The 23,771-nt window shown below is 57.5% G+C and carries 19 protein-coding genes and 1 pseudogene; 18 read left to right on the top strand and 2 right to left on the bottom strand.

The features are described from left to right. The first annotated feature begins 60 nt into the window (after positions 1 to 60). The 5 genes and pseudogenes from der to FHR87_RS01205 all read left to right on the top strand — a co-directional run bounded on the left by der (position 61) and on the right by FHR87_RS01205 (position 6,654). Positions 61 to 1,533 carry a ribosome biogenesis GTPase Der gene (der, locus tag FHR87_RS01225; RefSeq protein ID WP_183164868.1) on the top strand — a complete coding sequence of 491 codons (1,473 nt, stop codon included), beginning with the start codon at positions 61 to 63 and terminating at the stop codon, positions 1,531 to 1,533. 123 nt (positions 1,534 to 1,656) lie between these two features. Next, positions 1,657 to 2,166: an RNA polymerase sigma factor gene (locus tag FHR87_RS01220; RefSeq protein ID WP_183164867.1), complete on the top strand. Its 510-nt coding sequence runs from the start codon at positions 1,657 to 1,659 to the stop codon at positions 2,164 to 2,166. Between the two features lie 86 nt (positions 2,167 to 2,252). Continuing rightward, a complete protein-coding gene (locus FHR87_RS01215) occupies positions 2,253 to 3,056 on the top strand; it encodes a FecR family protein (protein WP_183165123.1) in 804 nt (267 codons plus the stop codon). 96 nt (positions 3,057 to 3,152) lie between these two features. Then, positions 3,153 to 4,043, top strand: coding sequence for an Rpn family recombination-promoting nuclease/putative transposase (locus tag FHR87_RS01210; RefSeq protein WP_183164866.1), 891 nt, complete (start codon positions 3,153 to 3,155; stop codon positions 4,041 to 4,043). A 219-nt stretch (positions 4,044 to 4,262) separates the two neighbouring features. Beyond that, a pseudogene (locus tag FHR87_RS01205) lies at positions 4,263 to 6,654 on the top strand (TonB-dependent siderophore receptor). A 336-nt stretch (positions 6,655 to 6,990) separates the two neighbouring features. On the opposite strand, the gene FHR87_RS01200 reads toward FHR87_RS01205, so the two are convergent. After that, a complete protein-coding gene (locus tag FHR87_RS01200) occupies positions 6,991 to 8,031 on the bottom strand; it encodes a zinc ribbon domain-containing protein (RefSeq protein WP_183164865.1) in 1,041 nt (346 codons plus the stop codon). A gap of 177 nt (positions 8,032 to 8,208) precedes the next feature. Here FHR87_RS01200 and FHR87_RS01195 point away from each other — a divergent pair, with 177 nt between their 5' ends. The 10 genes from FHR87_RS01195 to murB all read left to right on the top strand — a co-directional run bounded on the left by FHR87_RS01195 (position 8,209) and on the right by murB (position 17,188). Then, the gene (locus tag FHR87_RS01195; protein WP_183165121.1) at positions 8,209 to 9,357 is read left to right on the top strand and encodes a pyridoxal phosphate-dependent aminotransferase; all 1,149 of its coding nucleotides are present in this window, start codon (positions 8,209 to 8,211) and stop codon (positions 9,355 to 9,357) included. A gap of 53 nt (positions 9,358 to 9,410) precedes the next feature. Beyond that, positions 9,411 to 10,205, top strand: a complete 795-nt coding sequence (locus tag FHR87_RS01190) for an amidohydrolase (protein ID WP_183164864.1) — start codon at positions 9,411 to 9,413, stop codon at positions 10,203 to 10,205. Positions 10,206 to 10,346: 141 nt separating this feature from the next. Further along, positions 10,347 to 12,575, top strand: a complete 2,229-nt coding sequence (locus FHR87_RS01185; RefSeq protein WP_183164863.1) for a DNA internalization-related competence protein ComEC/Rec2 — start codon at positions 10,347 to 10,349, stop codon at positions 12,573 to 12,575. Positions 12,576 to 12,643: 68 nt separating this feature from the next. Beyond that, positions 12,644 to 13,276 carry a MotA/TolQ/ExbB proton channel family protein gene (locus FHR87_RS01180; protein ID WP_183164862.1) on the top strand — a complete coding sequence of 211 codons (633 nt, stop codon included), beginning with the start codon at positions 12,644 to 12,646 and terminating at the stop codon, positions 13,274 to 13,276. Next, on the top strand, positions 13,273 to 13,707 hold the full coding sequence (locus tag FHR87_RS01175) for a biopolymer transporter ExbD (RefSeq protein WP_183164861.1): 435 nt from the start codon (positions 13,273 to 13,275) through the stop codon (positions 13,705 to 13,707). The genes FHR87_RS01180 and FHR87_RS01175 overlap by 4 nt, the downstream gene beginning before the upstream one ends. After that, positions 13,707 to 14,711 (top strand): tetraacyldisaccharide 4'-kinase, encoded by a 1,005-nt coding sequence (gene lpxK, locus FHR87_RS01170; RefSeq protein WP_183164860.1) that lies wholly within the window; start codon positions 13,707 to 13,709, stop codon positions 14,709 to 14,711. The genes FHR87_RS01175 and lpxK overlap by 1 nt, the downstream gene beginning before the upstream one ends. A 47-nt stretch (positions 14,712 to 14,758) precedes the next feature. Continuing rightward, positions 14,759 to 14,944 carry a Trm112 family protein gene (locus FHR87_RS01165; RefSeq protein ID WP_183164859.1) on the top strand — a complete coding sequence of 62 codons (186 nt, stop codon included), beginning with the start codon at positions 14,759 to 14,761 and terminating at the stop codon, positions 14,942 to 14,944. Beyond that, positions 14,941 to 15,708 (top strand): 3-deoxy-manno-octulosonate cytidylyltransferase, encoded by a 768-nt coding sequence (gene kdsB / locus FHR87_RS01160; RefSeq protein ID WP_183164858.1) that lies wholly within the window; start codon positions 14,941 to 14,943, stop codon positions 15,706 to 15,708. The genes FHR87_RS01165 and kdsB overlap by 4 nt, the downstream gene beginning before the upstream one ends. Beyond that, a complete protein-coding gene (locus FHR87_RS01155; RefSeq protein ID WP_183165120.1) occupies positions 15,708 to 16,172 on the top strand; it encodes a low molecular weight protein-tyrosine-phosphatase in 465 nt (154 codons plus the stop codon). Before kdsB ends, FHR87_RS01155 begins: the two co-directional genes overlap by 1 nt. Beyond that, positions 16,169 to 17,188, top strand: coding sequence for a UDP-N-acetylmuramate dehydrogenase (gene murB, locus FHR87_RS01150; RefSeq protein WP_183164857.1), 1,020 nt, complete (start codon positions 16,169 to 16,171; stop codon positions 17,186 to 17,188). Before FHR87_RS01155 ends, murB begins: the two co-directional genes overlap by 4 nt. 169 nt (positions 17,189 to 17,357) lie before the next feature. On the opposite strand, the gene rne is transcribed toward murB, so the two are convergent. Next, positions 17,358 to 20,597, bottom strand: a complete 3,240-nt coding sequence (gene rne, locus FHR87_RS01145) for a ribonuclease E (RefSeq protein WP_183164856.1) — start codon at positions 20,595 to 20,597, stop codon at positions 17,358 to 17,360. Positions 20,598 to 21,168: 571 nt separating this feature from the next. On the opposite strand from rne, the gene rluC reads away from it, so the two are divergent. From rluC to FHR87_RS01130, 3 genes are read left to right on the top strand one after another with little or no spacing between them, the layout of a single operon-like run. Continuing rightward, a complete protein-coding gene (gene rluC / locus FHR87_RS01140; protein WP_183164855.1) occupies positions 21,169 to 22,122 on the top strand; it encodes a 23S rRNA pseudouridine(955/2504/2580) synthase RluC in 954 nt (317 codons plus the stop codon). Continuing rightward, entirely contained in the window at positions 22,115 to 22,777 is a 663-nt protein-coding gene (locus FHR87_RS01135; protein WP_183164854.1) for an HAD-IA family hydrolase, read from the top strand. Before rluC ends, FHR87_RS01135 begins: the two co-directional genes overlap by 8 nt. Positions 22,778 to 22,788: 11 nt before the next feature. Continuing rightward, entirely contained in the window at positions 22,789 to 23,763 is a 975-nt protein-coding gene (locus FHR87_RS01130) for a S49 family peptidase (RefSeq protein ID WP_183164853.1), read from the top strand. The last annotated feature ends 8 nt before the right edge of the window (positions 23,764 to 23,771 follow it).

The following is a 23,771-nucleotide window of genomic DNA, read 5'->3' as shown; positions in this document are numbered from 1 at the left end:
TGGCCGCTGCTTTCTGGCAGCGGCCTTTGTATTTTCCGAGAGACTAAACTGGAGAGCCGAATGGTTCCCGTGATTGCCCTGGTGGGGCGGCCGAACGTCGGCAAATCCACTCTTTTCAATCGCTTGACCAAGACACGCGATGCCATCGTCGCGGAGTATGCCGGGCTGACCCGGGATCGCCAGTATGGCGAAGCCAAATGGCAGGGACGTACCTATATCGTCATCGATACCGGGGGAATTTCCGGCGATGAAGAGGGCATCGACGCCAAGATGGCCGGGCAGTCCCTGCAGGCAATCGAGGAAGCCGATGCCGTACTGTTCATGGTGGATTCGCGCGCCGGGCTGACTGTCGCCGACCAGATGATCGCCGAACACCTGCGCAAACGAAACAAACGTACCTTCCTGATCGCGAACAAGGTCGATACGGTCGATCCGGAAATCGCTCGAGCCGAATTCAGTCCGCTCGCAATAGGTGATGCATTGCCGATCGCGGCAGCCCATGGGCGTGGCATCCAGGCCATGCTGGAGGCCGCACTGGGAATCTTTCCCAAAGACGGTGATGCAGAACAAGAAGACGAAGAGCCTGTGGTTACGGAGGGCGAGGAGCCCAGGCGAGTTCCCGGACCGAGCGAAAAAGATGGAATCAAGATCGCCATCATTGGCCGCCCGAATGTCGGCAAGTCCACGCTGGTGAACCGCATGCTCGGCGAGGAGCGGGTCATTGTCTACGATCAGGCGGGCACCACGCGCGACAGTATCTATATTCCCTTCGAGCGTAATGAAGAAAAGTACACGCTGATCGATACCGCCGGCGTCCGCCGTCGTGGCAAGATTTTCGAGGCAGTGGAAAAGTTTTCCGTGGTCAAGACCCTGCAGGCGATCCAGGATGCCAACGTGGTCATCTTCGTCATGGATGCCCGGGAAGGCGTGGTCGAACATGATCTCAATCTGCTTGGTTTCGTACTGGAGACTGGTCGTGCGCTGGTCATTGCGCTGAACAAATGGGACGGCATGGAGCCTGGCCAGCGTGATTATGTAAAGACCGAGCTCGAGCGACGGTTGCTTTTCGCCCATTTTGCCGATATTCACTTCATCTCGGCGCTGCACGGCACGGGAGTAGGGCACCTCTACAAATCGGTGCAGGCCGCCTTCGCTTCGGCAGTAACCCGCTGGCCTACCAATCGCCTGACGCAGATACTTGAAGACGCAGTGCAGGAGCACCAGCCACCGCTGGTCAACGGTCGACGAATCAAGCTGCGCTATGCGCACTTGGGTGGTGCCAACCCGCCGCTGATCGTGATTCACGGTAACCAGGTCGATACGGTACCCAAGTCCTATACCCGCTATCTGGAAAACACCTATCGGCGAGTGCTCAAATTGGTCGGTACGCCGATTCGTATCGAGTACAAGGGTGGCGAGAATCCCTATGAAGGCAAGAAGAACACGCTGACGGATCGCCAGGTGAACAAGAAGCGCCGGTTGATGAGCCACCACAAAAAGGCCGAGAAGAAGCGTAGGGACAAGAAGCGCTGAGCCTGGCTCAAACCTGATCTGCAGGTTGTTGTGGCCATGGGCTGCAGGTGAACCCGGGGTCGGCGGCGCGGTACCGTTCGTAGTCTCCGACCATGTCGGGACTCATCACCTTCCGATGACCTGATGAATACCCTGGCGCTGCATTACGACGATCTGGTCGAATACATTCGGCGTCGGTTCAGCGGCAGCCAATTTGCCCATGATGTCGTACACGATGTCTGCGTCCAACTCCTGGAAAAGTCGCCGCAACAACCCATCGCCCAGCCGTTCGCCTTTTTGCGCAGGGTATCCTTCAACCGAGCCATTGATCGTAGCCGCTCGGACTGTGCTCGTAACGCCCGCTTCAAAGGTATGGCGGAGTTGCCGGACAACCGCAGCCACGATTGCGATGGTGCCATGGCACTCGACTTCGAGCAGCAACTGAAGGCACTGCTGGCCATTATCGAAGCCTTGCCAGCGCGCCCGCGCCAGATCTTCCTGCTGCACCGCATCCATGGCATGCCGCAGCGGGAGATTGCCGACGAACTGGGGATCTCGCTCAACATGGTGACCCAGCATTTTAGTCGCGCCATGCGTGCCATCGTCCTTCATTGGGAGCCGGCGCAACGCGCTGTGCGGCCCAGGCAATACTGAGCGTGTCCACCCCCGATTCTCCGCAGCCGCCTACCGGGCGGCATACCCAGCACCACCAGCAATCGACTCCCGATAAGGACGATGCGCTGGCGCCATTTGCCGAAGCTCTGCGAGAGCGCGTCCCTTCGCGCGAGGCACTGCTGGCCGAAGCCAAGGCACAGACCGCCCGCCAGCGTCGACGCGGCAAACAGAGCGCAGCAGGAGGGCTGCTGATGCTGTTGTTGGCGGGTGGCATCTGGATACTCGATCCCGCCTGGCATACCGAGGACATCCACACGGCCATCGGCCAGCGCAGCACGACCCGGCTGGCCGATGGTAGCGACGTGATCCTCAATACCGGCAGCCACCTGCGTATCGAAAGCCGCCTGCGCAGTCGGCGGTTGGAACTGGTGCAGGGCGAAGCCACCTTTACCGTGGTGCACGAGCCCAAGCCGCTCATCGTGCGCAGCCAGGGTGTGCACGTTCGCGACATCGGCACCGTGTTCAATGTACGCAGCGACAGCCGTGGTGTCGTCGTCAGTGTGGTCGAGGGGGCCGTTGAGGTGAGTAACGGGCAAACACCGGCGCGTCTGCTCGAAGCTGGCCAGCAGGTACAGGCCAGCCGCGAGCGCATCAGCACTACTCGCCGCATCGACCCGGACGCAGTGACTGCCTGGCAGCAGGGCAAGCTGCGTTTCGATGGCACCCCCTTGCGCGAAGTGATCGCCGATATCCAGCGCTACCGCCAGGCGCCGATTCGCCTCGACGAAGCCCGCCTCGGCAGCCTGCGCGTTTCCGGCGAATATGACACCAATGCCATCGAATCCTTGATCGACCTGCTACCGGCGATTCTGCCGGTCAGTCTTGCTCGCGGGAGCGATGGGACGGTGGTGGTTCATGGCGTGCGTTAGTCTGTGTGGTTCGTGCTGGCTTTAGAGGTCGGTGGAGGTCAGGCTTTACTAACGACTCTTGAGAAACAAACTTCTACTTCACAAGGATGTGACGCCATGCTGCAACTGCTCGACCCCAAGAACGACTTCGTCTTCAAGCGCCTGTTCGCCGACTCTCCCGAACTACTGGCCGACCTGATCAATGCCGTGCGCAGCGACGAGCCGCCCATCGAAATCGTCGAAGTGCTCAACCCACGCATCGACCCTGCCGAATTGCACGGCAAGTTCATCGTTCTCGACGTGCTGGCGCGCGACGAGCACGGACGTTTCTATAATATCGAGATGCAGGTGCGCCGCCATGCCGACTGGATACCGCGCAGCACCTATTATTTAGCGAGAACCCTGGCCAACCAGTTGAAGACCGGCGACGACTACGGCACCCTCAAGCCGGTGATCGGCATCCATTTGCTGGACTTCGAACTGTACGAGCACACTCAGGCCCACTGGTGCTTCGAACTGCGCGACCGCCTGTGCCCGGAGGTAGCCCTGGGGAACGCCCTGCAACTGCACCTGATCGAACTGCCCAAGGCCGACCGCCTGCATAGTGGGCAGACCCGGCTGGCGAACTGGATCACCTACTTCGAACATTGGCAGGAGGACTCCATCATGAGCAACGTTACCCACGAACCCGTGCGGCAGGCCATGCAGCAACTCGAACAGCTATCGTCCGACGAGGAAGCCAAGCGCCTGGCCTTCGTCCGTGAACGCGCCCTGCGCGACGAAATCAGCGAACTGAAGGCGGCGCGTAAGGAAGGGTTGGAGCAGGGTCTCGAAAAAGGCCGCCAGCAGCTCGTCGCTACCGTGCAGCGCCAGCTCACTCGCCGTTTCGGACCGTTGCCGGAGGTGGTGCAGGAGCGTTTGGCGCAGGCCGATACGGTACAGCTGGAGCGCTGGGCGGATCGGTTGCTGGATGCGGCGAGCCTGGAGGAGGTGTTCCAGGCTTCTTGAGATGCAAAAACCAGGATCTGCTCTCACCCTGATGTGCGTTGCCATCAGCCATTTTCACCTTGTCTGGCCTTAGCTCGCGAGACTTTGAACTGGCTCTGAGATCTCCAGTCACCGTCAAGAGAATAAGAATTCTTTTCAAATAGACCTCAACATTGCCCCTGGCTGAAACGCCAACCCCCTGAGAACACTTTCTCATTTACCGTTCAATTGGGGGAATTCATGGGCAAGATAGTCGCGCAACGACATCCACGACACAGGCGCCTGAGCCTGCTCGCCACCAGCCTGCTGCTGGCTTCCGCTGTGCACGCGCAAGAGGCAGCCTACAGACTCGATATTCCGGCCCAGCCGCTGGACCAGGCCCTCAACGCTTTGGCGGGGCAGACGGGGCGTCGCATCCTGTTCGCCACCGATATCGCCGAAGGCCAGCGCGCCCCGGCACTGCGAGGGTCGCTGACCATCGAGCAGGCCTTGCAGCGCTTGTTGAGCGGCTCGAACCTGACAATGCAGAAAACCGATGACGGCAGTTATACGGTTTCCGCCCAAGGTGGAGGAGGGGCGATGGGTCTGGACATGATGACGGTGGTCGATAACCAGCTCGGGACAATCACAGAAAACACCAAGTCCTATACGCCTGGCGTCATTGCTTCAGCCACCAAGCTAGTACTGACCCCTCGGGAAACCCCGCAAACCGTCACTGTGGTCACCCGGCAGCATATGGATGATTTCAACCTCACCAACGTTGACATGGTGATGGACCAGACACCCGGTATTAGCCGCACCACCTTTAGTCGTGAGCGCAATAGCTACTATGCCCGAGGTTTCCCAATTACTAACTACCAGTACGACGGCATTCCTATCCAGAACAACTCTGCCTACGCTTCAGGCTTCAACACGAGCGACACGATCATGTATGACCGCATCGAGGTCATCAAGGGTGCCAGCGGCTTGACCACTGGCGCGGGTACCCCGGGAGCCACACTGAACTTTGTCCGTAATAAAGCCGACTTATGAATTTTCCGGTCATTTTTCGGGAAATGTAGGCCGCTGGGATAACTACCGTGGCGAAGTGGATGTCGGCGGCCCCTTGAACGAAAGCGGTAGCATTCGGGGTCGGCTGGCGGGATCTTTCCAAGACCAGCAATCCTTCCTGGACCACTACAAGCGCATCAACAAGGCTTATTATGGGATTATGGAGTTCGACCTTTCGCCTCAGGACATGTGGACGATAGGGTTCGATTACAATAAAAGTATACCCACCGGCTCTGGACAGGCCGGTATAGCCATATATGACTCCGAAGGCAACAGGACTCACGCCGGCCGCTCCTTCAATACTGGCGCCAAGTGGAGCGCTCATGAGCAATACAGCCAATCGATTTTTACCCAGTGGGACCGCGATTATGATAATGGCTGGAAGTCACGGGTTTATTATACCTTTCAAGTTAATGGCTATGATTCGGAGGTAGGTACAGCTTATGGTAGGCCCAATGTCAGCGATGGCAACTCAAGCTATTTATCTGCGGGCCAGTTTCGGGGCAAGACGAAAAGCCATGCGGCCGAGGCCTATGCCAGCGGTCCCTTCCAGCTGTTTGGCCGCGAGCATGAACTGGTCCTGGGAGTCAGCTATTACCGCAACCACTGGAAAGGCAAGGACTGGTGGAATTATACGACTTCTGGAACCACTACTATTCCCGACTATTACGCCTGGACTGGTGAAATCCAAAAACCAGATTGGGGCCGGCCCTCTCGCCACGTAGATCAACTTACCCAACAGAGGGCGGGTTATATCACTTTCCGTTTCAAACCCACCGATGATCTAGCGGTGATTGCCGGCACTCGGGTCACCAATTATCACATGACCCGTGACTATAACGTCAGGGATACAGGGGAAATGACGCCCTTCGCCGGTATCGTCTACGACCTCAACGACAATTACTCACTCTATGCTAGCTATACGCGGATTTTTATGCCCACGAACCTTCGGGACCGTAATGATCAAATTCTCAAAGCCGATAGAGGCAACAGCTATGAAGCCGGTCTTAAGGGGGAGTGGTTCAATGGCCGTTTGAATGCCAGCATAGCCTATTTTGAAATTCGGGAAGATGATAGGGCCATATACACCGATTACGATATCACTGCCAATCGAGAGATTTATACAACTGCAAAAGCCAAAACTCGGGGCTTTGAAATGGAACTGTCCGGGGAGCTGTTCCCTCGCTGGAACATTCAAACCGGTTTCACTCATAAAATCAGCAGACAGGACGATACTGGCGAAAAAGTATCCACCTTTGAACCCCAGGATCTGTTTAAGCTTTATACAACCTATCAGCTTTCAGGAAAACTAAATGGTTTGATGATTGGGGGCGGCGCTGAGTACCATGGTTCAACGTGGCAAGCCGTTACCAATCCGATTCAGGGAACAGTACAAAACCATCAGAATCCTTATTGGCTCGCAAGTCTAATGGCACAATACAAGTTTACTGAAAACTTATCCACAACCCTCAATATTACCAATCTATTTGATAAACACTATTTCACCAATATTGGTACCTATAGCACGCAAGAGTATGGCGATCCACGTAATCTCATATTGACTACTCGTTGGAACTTTTAAGCCTTGTAGAGCGGGTGCAACCCGCCATCGATATACCGCTATTACTGATCCGTCACAGCGAATTTCACCCAGTCTGGCATGGCCCGGGGCCCGGTCTACCAGCTTCAACAACGGTCAGATCGGTTAGGGTGGACGACGCTTTGCTCGTCCACCTCGGAGGTGCGAAACGGTGGATGGCTTCGTCCATCCACCCTACAACTTTTTTGCGGTTTCGAAAGGCCTTGCTGTTCATGCTGAAACTATCTGACGGCCGTCGGATGAATACAAGTGAGTTCGCCGGATGCTGAGTGAGGGCACCTGCGAAACGGCTGTGAGCAAACGTCGGGATGGCCACGATCACGGCCGTGTGGCGGTGGTGCCGCAGGCCGGGCAGAAGCGGGCGAAGGTGCTTTTGCGCTGCTGGCAGTGCTCGCAATGATTGAACAGGCAGATACCGCAGTGCGGGCAGTAGTCGATTTGCGGATTGTTCAAGTCGACTGTTCTTTCGCAGCCGGGGCAGACGTTCTTGCCCAGGCGCGCCAGTGCAGTGTCGTAGGGCAGTTCCTGGCGCCGTTCGGCGTCGGGTTTGGTCTCAGCCTGGCGCTGTCGCTCCAGGTAGCGATTCAGCGCGACGATGGCCTGGCGGCCGACCAGCACGGTGATCAGGATGCCCACGGCATGCCGCACATAACCGCCATAGCTCGGCAGGTAGGGCACCAGTTCGACGAAGAAGACAAACAGCGCGAAGAAAATAAATCCCCAGACAAAGGGCCACCAGGTGCTTCTACGCTGGCGGGCGAACAGCCAGCCGGCGGCGACGAGAAAAGGCAAGGTCAGCGCCAGTCGGTAGACAAACACTCGCAGTTCCTGGCGTTGCAGCGCATCCTGTAGCTGTTCATCAGCCTGGCGTTGTAGGGCGTCCAGGCGCTGTTGCGCGCGTCCTTCGGCCTGTTGAGCGTCGAGCAGGCGTTGTCGCTCGGCCTCGACTATGGCCCGTGCGGCGCGTTCGGTGATCTTCAGCTTTTCCAGGGCCTCGGTGCGTTGCATCAGTTCGGCGTCCCTGGCCGATTGTTGCGTGGCGGTGCGGCTGGCCAGCCAGGCGCTCAGGCTGTCGCGGGAAGCCAGGCTGTCCTGGCGGGCCGCTTCCAGTTTCAGTTGCGCCTGATCCAGCGCGTCGCGGATCTCCAGGGCGAGCTGGCGTTGCTGCTGGATCGTCGCGCGTGCCTGCTCGGCGGCGGGACGCTCGATGAAGTCCTCGCTTTGCAGGGTGTGTTCGACCAGCGGCAGGTTTTTCATCAAGGCACCGCCCAGCCCGATCAGGAAGCTGGCGAAGACGATAGCGATGCACCACAGGGCCAGGCGGAACCATTTTTCCGACAGGCGTTGGGCTTTGCTCATGAGGCGTCCTTATCTCGCGAAGGTGTCCGTGTAGCGCACATTGGGTGCGGGTATGCCGTGAGGCTACAGGATAGCCCAGGCGCTCTGCTCGCCGCGCGCTCCAAAGGTGATCACTTCCGCTCATGGATCGGCTATTCTCGGGATTCCGCCCGTCGCGTGTCCGTGAAGCCCGAAGCCATGATCCAGAGCAAACTGCCCAACGTCGGCACCACTATCTTCACCACCATGTCCCAGCTCGCCGCGCAGAGCGGGGCGATCAACCTGTCCCAGGGCTTCCCGGATTTCGACGGGCCGCAGGCGTTGCGCGAGGCGGTCGGCCGTCACGTGATGGCCGGACACAATCAGTACGCACCGATGACCGGACTGCCGGCGCTGCGCGAGCAGGTCGCGGCGAAGATCGCCCGCAGCTATGGCCGTCAGGTTGATATGGACAGTGAGGTAACCATTACCCCCGGTGCCACCGAGGCGATCTTCTGTGCGGTGCAGGCGCTGGTCCGCCCAGGCGACGAGGTGATCGTTCTCGATCCCTGCTACGACAGCTACGAGCCCTCGGTAGAGCTGGCCGGCGGGCGCTGCGTGCATGTACCGCTGGCCCTGCCGGATTTCTCCATCGACTGGCAACGCCTGGCCGACGCCGTCGGTCCGCGCACTCGGCTGATCATGCTCAATAGCCCGCACAACCCCAGCGGCGCACTGATTTCCCGCGCCGAGCTTGACCAATTGGCCGCGCTAATCCGCGGCTTCGACATCTACCTGATCGCGGACGAGGTCTACGAGCACCTGGTCTACGATGGCGTGTGCCACGCCAGCGTGCTGGCCCACGAGGAGCTCTACGCACGCGCCTATGTGGTCAGTTCGTTCGGCAAGACCTACCACGTTACCGGCTGGAAGACCGGCTACGTAGTGGCGCCACCGCTACTTTCCGCCGAATTGCGTAAGGCTCACCAATTCGTCACCTTCTGCGGTATCACGCCGTTGCAGTGGGCGCTGGCCGATTACATGGCCGCGTATCCCGAACACGTCGACGAGCTGCCAGCGTTCTATCAAGCCAAGCGCGATCTGTTCTGCGACCGGTTGGCTGAGTCCCGCTTCACTTTTACCCGGGCTGCCGGTACCTACTTCCAACTGGCCGACTATTCGGCGATCCGCCCCGATCTCGATGATGTGGCGATGGCCGAATGGCTGACTCGTGAGCATGGCGTGGCCTGTATTCCCATCTCGGTGTTTTATCAGCAGCCGCCTGCCGATCTGCGTTTGGTACGCTTCTGCTTTGCCAAACGCGAGGAGACATTGCGTCAGGCTGCCGACAGGCTATATGGAGTATGAAACCCGAGAGACCGTTTCCGGTTGCCTGGGGTTTGCCTTGAAGGGAGATCAACATGCGTGATTTGAGTGCCTTGCCCGATTTGAAACTGGCTTTGGTGCAGACCAGCATGGTCTGGCAGGACGTACAAGCCAACCATACCCATTTCGCCAGCTTGCTGGATCGAGTGCAGGATGCGGATCTGGTGATCCTGCCGGAAATGTTCACTACCGGTTTTTCCATGGATGCTGCCACGCTGGCCGAAGCTGAAGATGGCCCTAGCCGCCATTGGATGCAGGATCAGGCGAAGCGCCTGAGTGCCGTGGTCGTGGGCAGCCTGATTATCCGGACCGGCGATGGCAGCTACCGTAACCGGCTGTACTGGGTGCGCCCGGATGGCAGCTTCACTTATTACGACAAGCGTCATTTGTTCCGTATGGCTGGCGAGCACAAGCACTATGCCGCTGGCGAGCGGCGTGTCCTGCTCGACGTCAAGGGTTGGCATGTGCGCCCGTTGGTTTGTTACGACTTGCGTTTCCCGGTCTGGAGCCGCGATCCCTATGATACCGATCTGCTGATCTATGTCGCCTGCTGGCCGGCTGCCCGACGCAATGCCTGGAACCGCCTGCTGCCGGCGCGAGCCATCGAAAATCTCTGTTATGTCGCAGCGGTAAACCGCATAGGCAGCGATGGCAATGAGTATCCTTACAGCGGCGATAGCCAGGTGCTGGATTTTCATGGCGATCCTTTGGTCGCACCCGGCGATGCCGACGGAGTCTTTCATGTCACGCTCAAAGGCGCCGATCTGGCAGCGTTCCGTCAACGCTTTCCGGCCTATCAGGATGCGGATGCCTTCGAACTGAAATTCTGAGTCGCGATGTGCAGCTCTGAGCGGAATCGCCCGGTGCTGCCCGCTGATTGTTTGTGAATACATCGGGCTAAAGCGTTCGAAAAATAAGGGGCGGCGATAGGAGTTTCGCCGCGATCCTTGGAATGGATTCCGGGAGTCGTTATGCGCACAGGGATGTTGGCGCTGGCTGCAGGGTTGGCCTTGCTGCGGTTGTTGCCTGGTTTGCCACCTGTCTGGATGCTGTTGCTGGTGGCAGCGGGAATGGGGGTTTTGCTGTTTTTCGATCGGCTTCGGCCTTTGGGGCTGCTGGGGCTGGGCTTCTGCTGGGCCTGCCTGAGCGCTCACTGGGCACTGGACGATACTCTGGCCGATGAGCTTTCAGGTAGAACATTCTGGCTGGAAGGTCGGGTGACAGGCCTGCCGGACAGGCGTGATGGTGTCGTTCGCTTCGAGCTTGACAGTGTGACTTCCCGGCATCCAGGGTTGCCGACGCGTCTGCGTCTGGCCTGGTATGACGGTCCGCCGGTCGCTGCCGGCGAGCGCTGGCGTTTGGCCGCTCGGCTCAAAAGCCCGCATGGCCTGGTCAATCCGGCCTCTTTCGATTACGAAGCCTGGTTGCTGGCGCGCCGTATCGGTGCCACCGGAACGGTCAAGGCTGGAGAGTTGCTCGAGGCGGCTGGAGCGATCGAGGGCTTGCGTGATGGATTACGCACCAGGTTGATGAAGGTAGAGGCCCATGGTCGGGAAGGCGCCCTGGCTGCCTTGGTGGTTGGCGACGACTCCGGCCTGTCCAGCCTGGACTGGCGAGTCTTGCAGGAGACCGGCACGGTGCACCTGATGGTCATTTCCGGTCAGCATGTCAGTATGCTGGCTGGCTTGATTTTCCTGGTCGTCATGGCTTTTGTCCGGCGCGGACTCTGGCCGCAGCAGCTGCCCTGGCTACCCTGGGCCTGTGCGTTGGCGCTGGCTGGGGCGCTGGCTTATGGCTGGTTGGCCGGGTTCGAGGTTCCGGTCCGGCGAGCCTGTGTCATGGTCGCGATTGTCTTGCTCTGGCGGTTGCGTTTTCGCCATCTGGGGATCTGGTTGCCGCTGCTGGCCGCGTTGGATCTGGTTCTATTGTTCGAGCCGCTGGCCAGTTTGCAGCCGGGCTTCTGGCTGTCTTTCGGTGCGGTCGCGCTGTTGGCCCTGACCCTGGCTGGGCGTCTTGGAAGCTGGCGCTGGTGGCAAGGTCTGCCACGCGCCCAGTGGGCCACATCGCTGGGATTGTTGCCTTTGCTGCTGGGGCTGGGGTTGCCAGTGAGTCTGACAGGGCCGTTGGCCAATTTGCTGGCTGTGCCTTGGGTTGGTTTTCTGGTCGTGCCCTTGGCGTTGATGGGAACAGTGCTCTTGCCCATACCCGGCCTGGGCGAATCCCTGTTATGGCTTGCCGGCCTGTTCTCGGCCTGGCTGTTCGATCTCTTACAGCAGATTGCCAACTGGCAACCGGCCTGGCTAGCGCCGAGCCTCTCATTATTGGAATGGTTGCTGCTCGCATGTGGCGTGCTGATGCTGCTGCTTCCAGCTGGTCTGCCATTGCGCAGCCTGGGCCTCGTCTTGTGCTTGCCACTATTCTTTGCTGATCGACATTTGCCTGCTGACGGAAACGCACAGGTCTGGGTGTTGGATGTGGGGCAGGGATTGTCCGTGCTGATACGCACCCGCGAGCATGCATTGCTTTACGATGCTGGGCCGCGCCATGGCGATTTCGATATAGGCGAGCGCGTGGTTGCACCGTCCTTGTATTCATTGGGGGTCGACGGTCTGGACATGCTGCTGCTGAGCCACGCCGATATGGATCATGCCGGTGGTGCCGAAGCGGTTGCCAGGTCGATGCCGATACGCGCGGTTATCAGTGGTGAGGTAGAGCGATTGCCTCCATCTTTGCACGCGCGAAATTGTGAGTCCGGCGCCCGTTGGGAATGGAACAGGGTCCGCTTTACGCTCTGGCGTTGGCGTGATTTCAAAAACAGTAATCAAGCATCCTGTGTGCTGATGGTCGAGGCCAAGGGTGAGCGCCTGTTGCTGACTGGCGATATCGATCGGCCAGCCGAGGCAGCGCTGCTGGCGTCGGGTCTGGATCTGACTTCGCGTTGGCTGTTACTGGCACATCATGGCAGTCGCAGCGCTTCTTCCGCTGTGTTCCTGGCTGCCGTTGCCGCCGAGAAAGGTTTGATTTCCCGTGGCTTGCATAACAATTTCGGCCACCCTCATCCCGATGTACTCAAGCGCGCCACGGCGGCTGGCATGCAGCTTTATGACACGGCGCAAAAAGGTGCCCTGACCTTCGAATTGGGGGAGTTCGATGAGTTGCACGGCTTGCGTGAAAGCGCGCGATTCTGGCGTAGAAACTGAGACAGAGTCCGTCGGTATTGCGTGGCCTCTATGCTAGAGTTGCGCAATTTTCTCGGGGAGTTCGTCTTGTGTGGGAACTGGTCAAAGCGGGCGGCTGGATCATGCTGCCGATCATCCTTTGCTCCATCGCAGCCACGGCTATCATTGCCGAGCGTTTGTGGGTGTTGCGTAGCAGCCGGGTAGCGCCACCTCAATTGCTGGAGCAAGTCTGGAAAAGAATCCAGAACAAGAAGCTGACCAGTACTTTTCTGCAGGAGCTGCGTGCCGATTCTCCCTTGGGCGAGCTGTTCGCCGTCGGGTTGAGTAATGCCAGGCATGGGCGGGAAATCATGAAAGAGTGCATCGAGGAAGCCGCGGCACGGGTCATTCATAGCCTCGAACGCTACCTCAATGCCCTGGGAACCATCGCCGCCATGGCTCCCTTGCTGGGATTGCTGGGTACCGTCCTGGGCATGATCGAGATTTTCAGCTCGTTCGTCGGTTCAAGCATGTCCAACGCATCCATGCTCGCCAGTGGTATTTCCAAGGCGCTTATCACCACGGCGGCTGGTTTGTTCGTTGCAATTCCGGCCCTGTTTTTCCATCGCTATCTGCAGCGGCGAGTGGATGAACTGGTGATCGGTATGGAGCAGGAGGCCATCAAACTGGTGGAAATGACCCAGGGCGAGCGGGAAATCGATATGAACGAGGAGCGGGCGTGAAGTTCCGGCGCAGACCTCGGGATCAGGTCGAGATCAATCTGGCTTCATTGATCGATGTGGTATTCATCCTGCTGCTGTTTTTCGTAGTCAGCACCACGTTTAACCGGGAAACTCAACTGAAGGTCGAACTGCCGGAAGCCGCCAGTGGCTCGCCGCCAGACCAGGCCGAACCCAGGCAACTGGAGATTCTGGTCGACGCCCAGGGAAACTTTTCACTGAATGGCAATGCGCTGCTCAGCAATGATCTGAATACGCTTGTCGGTGCCTTGAGCAAAGAATCCGGTGGCGACAATAGCCTGCCACTGGTGATCAGTGCCGACGGCAAGACCCCGCACCAGTCAGTGGTCATGGCGATGGATGCTGCCGGTAAACTGGGCTTTGCCCATCTGCGCATTACCACGACCGAAGCTGAGGCCGAGGCAACTCCCTGATGTCGCTTGCCGAGCGTCTGCAGCATGCCTGGTATCGAGGACATCCCTTGCTGGCCCTGCTGTTTCCCCTGGAGCGTCTGTATCGCTGGATTGCGAATGGCAGGCGCCGGCGTTTTCTCGCAGGGAAGGGCGAAATCTATCGAGCCCCGGTGCCGGTCATTGTCGTGGGCAATATCACACTTGGCGGAACCGGCAAGACGCCATTGATCCTGTGGCTGATCGAACATTGTCGAAATCGCGGTCTGAAGGTCGGTGTGGTCAGTCGCGGTTATGGTGCCAGCCCACCAGCGCTGCCCTGGCGCGTCCTTGAGGGGCAAGCGGCCGACCAGGCTGGAGATGAACCTCTGCTGATCGTCGAGCGTACAGGCGTTCCGCTGATGATCGATCCTGATCGACCAAGAGCGGTACAAGCCTTGCTGGCTGCCGAATCGCTCGATCTGATCCTTTGCGATGATGGATTACAGCATTACCGCCTGGCGCGGGATCTAGAGTTGGTGCTAATCGATGCCACGCGTGGCCTGGGCAATGCTCGCTGCCTGCCTGCGGGGCCTTTGCGGGAGCCGGCGGAGCGGCTGCAAAGCGTCGATGCGGTTCTGCTGAATGGTCAGGCTGCCGATTCCGCTGCCGGCTACGCCTTTCTTTTACGCCCTTCGGCACTGGTCGCCATGGTGTCCGGCGCGGCTCTGCCGCTCGACCATTTTCCTCCGGGACAGCAAGTACATGCCGTTGCCGGTATCGGCAACCCGCAGCGTTTCTTCGCTACGCTTGAAGGGTTACACTGGCGCCCCATTGCGCATCCCTTCGCCGATCATGCCGCGTACTATCCGGAACAGTTGAATTTTGGCTCTGAACTCCCGTTGGTCATGACTGAAAAGGATGCGGTCAAATGCCGGGGATTCGCTGCTCCGAACTGGTATTTCCTGCAAGTGGATGCAGCACCTTCGCTTGCGTTTGTCGCCCGGCTCGATAGCTGCCTGGCCCGCTTGTTACCCTCTCACCTATAGTTAGTTGCCCGACCTACCTGCCTGGTCGGTTATTCCAAGGATTGCCCATGGACACCAAACTGCTCGATATCCTGGCCTGCCCTCTTTGCAAGGGGCCGCTGAAGCTGACCAGTGACAAGACCGAACTCATTTGCAAGGCTGACGGACTGGCTTTTCCCGTGCGGGCGGGAATACCGGTAATGCTGGAAACCGAGGCCCGTACTCTCGATGTAGATGAGCGTCTGGATAAATGAACCCAGCCGCCTATACCGTTGTGATTCCTGCGCGTTATGCATCCAGTCGGTTGCCGGGGAAACCGTTGCTGGATATTGCCGGCAAACCGATGATTCAACACGTCTGGGCCCGGGCCTGCGAGAGCGGAGCAGAGCGGGTGGTGGTTGCTACCGATGATCGGCGCATTCTGGATGCCTGTATGAGCTTTGGCGCCGAAACCTTGATGACGCGCAGCGATCACGAATCCGGAACCGATCGGCTGGCGGAGGTAGCCGAGCGCCTTGGTTTGGCGGACGATGCCATCGTAGTCAACGTACAAGGCGACGAGCCACTGATTCCGCCGCAGGTCATCGACCAGGTCGCACGCAATTTGGCTGAGCATTCTGAGGCGGCGATCGCAACCCTGGCCGAGCCGTTACCGGATGCCGTTGCCTTGTTCAACCCCAATGTGGTCAAAGTGCTCAGCGATATGAATGGCCTGGCACTTACTTTCAGTCGGGCACCGCTGCCGTGGGCACGGGATTGCTTTGCTGCGAGTCGCGACAGCTTGCCGGAGAATATTCCTTATCGCAGGCATATCGGAATCTACGCTTATCGCGCAGGCTTTCTCGCTGACTTCGTTGCCTGGGGGCCTTGCTGGCTGGAAGCGACCGAATGCCTCGAGCAACTCCGGGCGCTTTGGCATGGCAAGCGTATTCATGTGGCCGACTCCCTGGTGGCGCTGGCACCTGGCGTCGATACTGCGCAAGACCTCGAGCGGGTCAGATGCCTGTTGGGAGCATGATGCGTATTCTTTTCGTCTGTCTGGGAAATATCTGTCGTTCACCCACGGCCGAAGGCGTATTTCGCCAGAAAGTGCTGGATGCCGGGTTGCAACAGCATGTCGAGATAGATTCAGCCGGTACGGGGCCTTGGCATATCGGCAAGGCACCGGATGTCCGCGCTTGCCGGGCGGCGCTCGAGCGTGGTTACGATTTGAGCAGGTTGCGGGCTCGCCAGGTTGCTCTCGACGATTTTCGCCGTTTCGATCTGATTCTTGCCATGGATGAAAGCAATCTGGGTGATCTCCGGCAGTTGGATGCGGGAAAGGGAAGTGCCGAGATTGACCTCTATCTACGTCGCTATGGATTGCATATGGATGAAGTCCCTGACCCTTATTATGGTGACGGGATAGGGTTCGAACTGGTGCTTGATTTGCTCGAGCAGGCTAGTCTGACGCTGCTCGATGAAATCAGGAGACGCTTGTGACCCTTGAGCTGCGTGAAAGAATAAGCTTGCGTCCCTATAACACCTTGGGCGTAGAAGCCTGCGCTCGCTGGTTTGCTGAAGCGCGTGATGATCGGGATGTGTTCGCGGCCGATCAGGCTGCTTCTCACTTGGGCCTGCCCGTCATGGCTTTGGGCGGCGGCAGCAACTTGCTGTTGACTCGGGATGTCGAGGCATTGGTTCTGCACGTATGCAGTAGCGGCGTCCGGGTTTTGAGCGACGATGGCGAGCAGGTGTTGATCGAGGCCGAGGCCGGCGAGGTCTGGCATCCCTTCGTGATGCAGACCCTTCAGATGGGGCTTGCCGGCCTGGAAAACCTGAGCCTGATTCCCGGTACTGTCGGTGCCGCTCCCGTGCAGAATATCGGTGCCTATGGCGTCGAGTTCAGCAATGTTTGTGCTGGATTGACCGCACTGGACCGAAACAGTGGTCGCTTGCACGATTTCACGCCTGGCGAGTGCGAGTTTGCCTATCGTGACAGCCGTTTCAAGCATGAGCCTGGGCGCTGGTTGATTTTGCGCGTACGGTTCTCTTTGCAGCGTACTTTCCACTCTCGTCTGGAATATGGGCCCTTGCGCCAGCGGTTGGCTATGCAGGGAATCGAGCGGCCGACGCCTTTGGATGTCAGTCAGGCTATCTGTGCTATCCGTAGCGAAAAACTACCCGATCCAAAGGTGCTTGGTAATGCCGGCAGTTTTTTCAAGAATCCGGTGGTTTCTGTTGCCGAGGCTGGGCGGCTGAGCCGGGAGCATCCTGGCTTGATGGCTTATCCCCAGGTCGATGGGCGGGTAAAACTCGCTGCCGGGTGGTTGATAGAGCGAGCCGGTTGGAAAGGTTTCCGTGAGGGCGATGCTGGCGTACACCAGATGCAGGCCTTGGTGCTGGTCAATCATGGACAGGCCACTGGATCCCAGTTATTGCGACTGGCAAAGCTTATCGAGGCTGATATCGTTGAGCGTTTTGGAATTCATCTGGAGATGGAGCCGATTCTGGTTTGATTCAAACCTGAACGAGCAAGCTCTTTGTCCAATGCTCAACTGTTGGCTCTCTTCAAGCGGAGAGATGGGTGTTGTTTTAGCGAAACTATCTTAACCAGCCTGGTAAGGTGGAGTTTGTCTTCTGTGTAAAAAAGGGATGCCGAAGCATCCCTTTTTCAATGAGCTAATCTCATTCCTTTGGAGACTTGTTTTTATCCTTGTCCTTGGGCTCGCGCCGAGATGAGCGGGTTTTGGACTGCCCGGTTTTTTCGGGTGTCTCAGGCTTGCCTGGCTCGGCTGGAAACGCTATCGGCTCTTCAGAAATGGGCTCTGCCTGCTCCGGTTTTTCTTCGGTTTCTGGCTGGATTTCCTTGCTGATTTCCAGATCAGCCGGGGCATCGTCGATGATTGCGGGAGCTTCTGTTATCACAGGTGGTTGCTCGACGATTACCTCTTTTACCGGTTCGCTTATCACGATTTCCGGGATTTCCGGGCTGGCCAGCGGCTCTTCTGCTGCAGGTGCTGCAGGTGCTGCAGGCTCCTGCTCCTGTTCCTCTACGTGAACATTCAGTTTGGCTTGTTGCTCGGCCTCTTCTTTAGCTGTGGCCTCTTTCAAGGCTGCAGCTTCGGCTTCTTTCAAGGCGGTGGCTTCGGCTTCCTTTTGCCGGGCTGCACTTTCTGCTTCTTCCTTGGCCTGACGTTCTAGTTCGCGCTGGCGACGGCGCACTTCCCGAGGATCATTGGCGGCCCGGCCGGTATTTCGAACCGGTGCCGGAGTCGGCGGTGTCTCGACTACTTCAGGTTCGGCAATGGGAGCTTGCTCTACTGTTGGTTCTACAGGAGTTGGCACATAGGTAGAAGGCTCGGAATCACGCGATTCTGGCTCTACAGAAGCGGCTATCGGCAGCGGGTTTTCCGGTTCGTTGATTATTTGGTGAATAACCTCGGCAGCCGGAGTAACAACCTGGACCTCTGGCTCATTCGGCTGAATGGTATTGTCGTAGCCTGTCTCGACGTTGCTTTGTGCCACTATGGATGATTCGGAAATATCCGGATTTGCCGCCAGGGCCGCAACTGACGCAGCAATAGCAATGTGCTCGGATTTTACCGGAGGCATCGTTTCTTCTACTGCATTTACTGCATCGCTTTCGCTATTGACTCCTTCGGCTTCTGTTTCGCTACCGTCTCGCTGGCGGTCGCGGCGATTGCTCCGGCGACGCTGGCCACGCGAACGACGACGAGGGCGCTCTTCTTCGCCGGCATGCTGATTTTCCTCGATTGCAGGTATTTCGTCCTGGTCAAAACTTTCCTTTGCTATTGGTTCTTCTTCGATACGAGGCCTACGCTCTTCGCGAACTGGCCGGCTTCTTTTTTCGCTGTCCTCTTCGCGTACAAGGGGCTGTACATTCAGAGGTTCTTGATCGTCGAGTGCTGGACGAAGCTCGCGTCTGCGCTCTTCGCGGGCAGGACGCTCATCCCGGATAACGCGTTCGCGACGTGGTTGCAGCACCTCTCCTGTGTCGCTTTGCTCGCGCGGCTTTCTGTCCTCGCGCGGCGGGCGCTGCGGACGATCTTCGCGCGGTTTGTATTCCTCGTTGCGGCTAACTTCTCGCTCACGATTGTCGCGCCGGCGGCTCTGTTGGCGACCACCGCGACGTTCCTCGATAGGGCGAGCTGTCCGCTCGGAGAGCGGCGGCTTGGTGACGATTTCCGTCTCTTCCTGTCGGGTTGCAAACAGGCTGACCAGCGATTTGACGAGGCCCTTGAACAAATTGGGCTGGGGAAATTGCGGAAGTGTTACCGGGAGCCTGGGTGTTTCCACCTCTGGAGCGGCCGTGCGCGGCGGAACGGTCTTAACTGCTGCTTCTTGGCGAACCAGGGTGCGTGTCGAGCTGATTGGCTGAGCTTCTTCCTCATCGGCTTGACTCATTTCATAGCTGAGCTGGCCGGTCACGATATCCGGGTTGTCGTCACGCAGGCGCTGAACTTCGAAATGCGGTGTTTCCAAGTGATCGTCGGGCAGGATGAAGATGCGGACGCGAGTGCGCAGTTCGATCTTGGTGATGGCATTGCGTTTTTCGTTCAGCAGGAAGGCGGCTACCTGGAAAGGAACACGGGCTCGCACTTCCGCTGTACGGTCTTTTAGCGCTTCTTCTTCGATCAAGCGCAGGATGGCCAGCGACAGGGATTCCACATCGCGGATGATGCCTTGGCCCCGGCAGCGTGGACAGACGATACCACTGCTCTCGCCGAGGGATGGACGCAGGCGCTGGCGGGACATTTCCAGCAGGCCGAAACGGGAAATGCGACCAACCTGGACTCGGGCACGATCCGCTTCAAGGGCTTCACGAACTTTTTCCTCGACGGCCCGTTGGTTTTTTACCGGTGTCATATCGATGAAATCGATGACGATCAAGCCACCGATATCACGCAAGCGCAGCTGACGGGCGATTTCCTCGGCTGCCTCGAGATTGGTCTGCAAGGCTGTTTCCTCAATATCACCGCCCTTGGTTGCGCGAGCAGAGTTGATATCGATGGAAACCAGCGCTTCGGTTGGATCGATAACGATGGAGCCGCCGGAAGGAAGCTTTACTTCCCGTTGGAAGGCGGTTTCTATCTGGCTTTCTATCTGGAAGCGGTTGAACAACGGCACGCTATCTTCGTATAGCCTGATCTTGCTGGCGTATTGCGGCATGACTTGACGGATGAAGCTAAGGGCTTCTTCCTGAGCTTCAACGCTGTCGATCAGTACTTCGCCGATATCCTGGCGTAGATAGTCGCGGATGGCGCGGATTATGACGTTAGATTCCTGGTAGATCAGGAAAGGAGCACTGCGCTCGGCCGAGGCTTCCTTGATCGCGTTCCACAGCTGTAGCAGGTAATCCAGATCCCATTGCAACTCTTCGCCGCTACGGCCAAGGCCAGCAGTACGGACTATCAAGCCCATGTCAGTCGGTACATCAAGGCCGTTGAGTGCTTCGCGCAGCTCGTTGCGCTCTTCCCCTTCGATACGGCGCGAGATACCGCCGGCACGAGGGTTGTTTGGCATCAACACCAGATAGCGACCGGCCAGGCTGATAAAAGAAGTCAGGGCGGCGCCCTTGTTCCCGCGCTCTTCCTTTTCGACTTGAACGATGATTTCCTGGCCTTCGGACAGAACCTCCTTGATGTTTATCCGGCCTTCAGGAGCTTTTTTGAAATATTCGCGGGAAATTTCCTTGAGCGGAAGAAATCCGTGGCGTTCGGCTCCAAAATCGACGAAGGCGGCTTCAAGGCTAGGCTCGATACGGGTTATCCGGCCTTTGTATATATTGGCCTTCTTCTGCTCGCGTGAGCCCGATTCGATATCAAGGTCGAACAGGCGTTGGCCGTCGACAAGTGCAACACGCAACTCTTCGGGTTGAGTTGCATTTATTAACATTCTTTTCATGTAGTACCAATCTGGTTTCCGGGCTTCCGGAAAAGGCAATTGGCACGCACGACTCTCGTGGTCGGTGTCTGGTGCGTATCGGCGACGTCCATGGGACTGCACCGTGTCCAGCGGTATCCGGTCGAGCCGGGCCGCGACTACGTCTCCTGCTTTCTGTATATAGGACAGAAGCACTTGTCAGGAAGAGGAATCAGCTTCGGTAGCGGACGGAATAACTCGTCTTGAAAAGCCTGCGCTACGCAGTCCGAAGACTGTGCATCTCCACCTTACACTCATACTCGGAAAATCGGGTGCCGCTTGCTGAATCTGGAAGCGGTTGGCTTGTTTTGCAATGCTCCGGCGGAGTATTGCAATATGTCTTTCAAGGCTTTTTTCTAAGCTTCATCTTTATTCGATTTGCTTGAAAGAAGCGTTTTCGTCTGGCCTTTCGTATTGTCCGAGCGAATACTCGTTCGGTCAGGGGTGGCACGATTGCCGGATATTACGCATGTCTAAGCCGCTTTTGGCGGCGGTCCGAATATATCAGCAACCTTCGAGTGCTTCAAATACATGAAATTGCTAAGATGTCGCAATGACTAATACCTCTACTCAGAGCCTTGGCGTACAGATGCTTGTCGTCGCGCCGGAGCTTGCTGGCCAGCGTATCGACAACTTTCTTCGTAATCAGCTCAAGGGAGTCCCTAAAACCCTCATCTATCGAATTCTGCGCAAAGGTGAAGTGCGGGTTAATAAAGGTCGTATCAAACCTGAGTATAGGTTGCAGGTCGGAGATATCGTGCGAGTCCCGCCTTTGCGCCTCGCTGAACGTGATGAGCCCGTACTCGTTTCCACAGGGCTGCTCGAACGGCTCGAGTCAGCCATTCTGCACGAAGACAAGGTGCTGATCGTGTTGGATAAACCGGCGGGAATTGCCGTGCATGGCGGTAGCGGGCTTAGTTTCGGGGTGATCGAGGCACTACGGCAGTTGCGCCCGGAAGCCCGCGAATTGGAGCTGGTCCACCGATTGGATCGTGATACCTCCGGGCTTCTTATGATTGCCAAGAAACGCAGCATGTTGCGTCATCTGCATGAAGCCTTGCGCGGTGATGGTGTGGACAAGCGTTACCTGGCGCTTGTTCGTGGGTACTGGGAAAGTAGCAAAAAACAGGTAAGCGCCCCGTTGCTCAAGAATACTTTGCGCTCGGGTGAGCGGGTAGTGGAAGTGAACCCGGAGGGCAAGGATGCGTTGACCCTGTTCCGCGTCATACGTCGTTTCGGTAATTTTGCTACCTTGATTGAGGCGCGTCCGGTAACCGGGCGTACTCATCAGATTCGGGTGCACGCCAGGCATGCCGGTCATCCTATTGCTGGGGACGGCAAGTATGGTGATGACGATTTTACCCAGGCTATACGAGAACTGGGCGGCAAGCGTCTATTTCTGCATGCTTGCTCGCTAACGGTTCCGTTGCTGGAGGGCGGCGAGCTGGTCTTGGATGCTCCGGTTGAGGAGCTTTGGGCCCGGACCTTGGAGAAATTAGGTGCGTAAATACGATTTATTGATTTTCGATTGGGACGGTACGTTGGTAGATTCCATAGACCGTATCGTTCAGTCTGTCTGGATGGCTGCCAAAATCTGCAATCTGCCGCAGCGCGATGAGTCGGCTGTCAAAGGTATCATTGGCTTGGCTATGCCGCAGGCAATCAAGGTGCTTTATCCGCACTTGACCGAGCAAGCCCAGATCGCGCATTTTCTACGAGTTTACGCCGAGCATTACCTGGCGTTCGAAGAAACGCCATCTCCTTTCTATCCTGGAGTGGCTACCACCCTGGAGCTGTTGCGTGATCAAGGGTATCGACTTGCGGTTGCAACAGGAAAGACCAGGCGTGGCTTGAATCTGGTTATGGGAGGGCATGGTTGGACAGATTTTTTCGACGCCACTCGTTGCGCCGACGAAACAGCCAGCAAGCCTGACCCCTTGATGCTCAACGAGATCCTTGTGCAGTGTGACGTCGAACCTGCAAAAGCAATCATGGTTGGTGATTCAATATTCGATCTGCAGATGGCCGAGCAAGCTGGAATTGATGCGGTTGCCGTCAGCTATGGCGCCCAGGATTCCGATAGGCTGCAGTCTTGTCGTTTCACTTTGATGATTGATCGATTCGAGCAATTGGCTATTTGGCTTGCTTCTGGCAAATGTTGAGGTCTTGATGCATGGCAGATGAATGGAAGGCACCTGAGGACGGCGGGGACGCTAAAAGCTGGAAGTTATTGGAAAAGACCCTGCTAGCCAGTGTGCAGGAGCAGCGGCGATCACGACGCTGGGGGATTTTTTTCAAGTTGCTGACTTTTGCATACCTGTTTGGTGTGCTGATTCTTTTCTTCCCGGGGCTCAAGTTGGATCAGGCTTCGACTTCCGAGAGCCATACAGCCGTGGTTGAAATAAAAGGGATGATCGCCGATCAGGAGGAAGCCAGTGCCGACAACATAGTTGGTGCGTTGCGTACAGCCTTCGAAAATGCCAATACCAAGGGCGTTATCCTACGTATCAATAGCCCAGGTGGCAGTCCGGTGCAATCAGGCTATATCTATGATGAAATCCGACGCCTGCGTGGCGCATATCCGAATACCAAGCTTTATGCCGTGATCGCCGATTTAGGTGCTTCCGGGGCTTACTATATCGCCAGTGCGGCTGATGAAATCTATGCTGACAAGGCTAGTCTGGTCGGTTCTATCGGGGTCACTGCGGCTACTTTCGGTTTCGTCGACGCAATGCAGAAAGTCGGTGTGGAGCGGCGTGTCTATACCGCAGGGGAACATAAGGCTTTCCTTGATCCCTTCCAACCGGAGAAACGCGAGGAAACCCAATTCTGGCGCAGCGTGCTGGCGGTTACTCACCGTCAGTTCATTGAGAGTGTGAAGCAGGGGCGCGGTGAGCGCCTGCAGGCGGCTTCTCATCCCGAATTGTTTTCTGGGTTGGTCTGGTCCGGTGAACAGGCGCTGGAGTTGGGGCTGATTGATGGCTTGGGTAGTACCAGCTATGTGGCGAGAGAGATTGTCGGCGAGCCGGAAATTGTCGATTTTACGATAAAACAGTCTCCTTTTGATCGCTTTGCCCAGAAGCTCGGGACCAGTGTCGCAGAGCATCTAGCGATGTTTGCCGGCTTGCAGGGGCCAGTCTTGAAGTAGGTTGGCTA

Origin of the sequence: Azomonas macrocytogenes, from assembly GCF_014191985.1 — a bacterium.
Classification (GTDB): Bacteria; Pseudomonadota; Gammaproteobacteria; order Pseudomonadales; family Pseudomonadaceae; genus Azomonas; species Azomonas macrocytogenes.
This window is presented reverse-complemented; position numbering and strand designations above follow the sequence as displayed.

Bases quoted from the DNA above. Each gene is read 5' to 3' on its own strand.
- der (WP_183164868.1), top strand. From the start codon at position 61: ATGGTTCCCGTGATTGCCCTGGTGGGGCGGCCGAACGTCGGCAAATCC.
- FHR87_RS01220 (WP_183164867.1), top strand. From the start codon at position 1,657: ATGAATACCCTGGCGCTGCATTACGACGATCTGGTCGAATACATTCGG.
- FHR87_RS01185 (WP_183164863.1), top strand. From the start codon at position 10,347: ATGCGCACAGGGATGTTGGCGCTGGCTGCAGGGTTGGCCTTGCTGCGG.
- lpxK (WP_183164860.1), top strand. From the start codon at position 13,707: ATGTCGCTTGCCGAGCGTCTGCAGCATGCCTGGTATCGAGGACATCCC.
- FHR87_RS01195 (WP_183165121.1), top strand. From the start codon at position 8,209: ATGATCCAGAGCAAACTGCCCAACGTCGGCACCACTATCTTCACCACC.
- kdsB (WP_183164858.1), top strand. From the start codon at position 14,941: ATGAACCCAGCCGCCTATACCGTTGTGATTCCTGCGCGTTATGCATCC.
- rluC (WP_183164855.1), top strand. From the start codon at position 21,169: ATGACTAATACCTCTACTCAGAGCCTTGGCGTACAGATGCTTGTCGTC.
- FHR87_RS01155 (WP_183165120.1), top strand. From the start codon at position 15,708: ATGCGTATTCTTTTCGTCTGTCTGGGAAATATCTGTCGTTCACCCACG.
- FHR87_RS01165 (WP_183164859.1), top strand. From the start codon at position 14,759: ATGGACACCAAACTGCTCGATATCCTGGCCTGCCCTCTTTGCAAGGGG.
- FHR87_RS01210 (WP_183164866.1), top strand. From the start codon at position 3,153: ATGCTGCAACTGCTCGACCCCAAGAACGACTTCGTCTTCAAGCGCCTG.
- rne (WP_183164856.1), bottom strand. From the start codon at position 20,597: ATGAAAAGAATGTTAATAAATGCAACTCAACCCGAAGAGTTGCGTGTT.
- FHR87_RS01190 (WP_183164864.1), top strand. From the start codon at position 9,411: ATGCGTGATTTGAGTGCCTTGCCCGATTTGAAACTGGCTTTGGTGCAG.
- FHR87_RS01130 (WP_183164853.1), top strand. From the start codon at position 22,789: ATGGCAGATGAATGGAAGGCACCTGAGGACGGCGGGGACGCTAAAAGC.
- FHR87_RS01200 (WP_183164865.1), bottom strand. From the start codon at position 8,031: ATGAGCAAAGCCCAACGCCTGTCGGAAAAATGGTTCCGCCTGGCCCTG.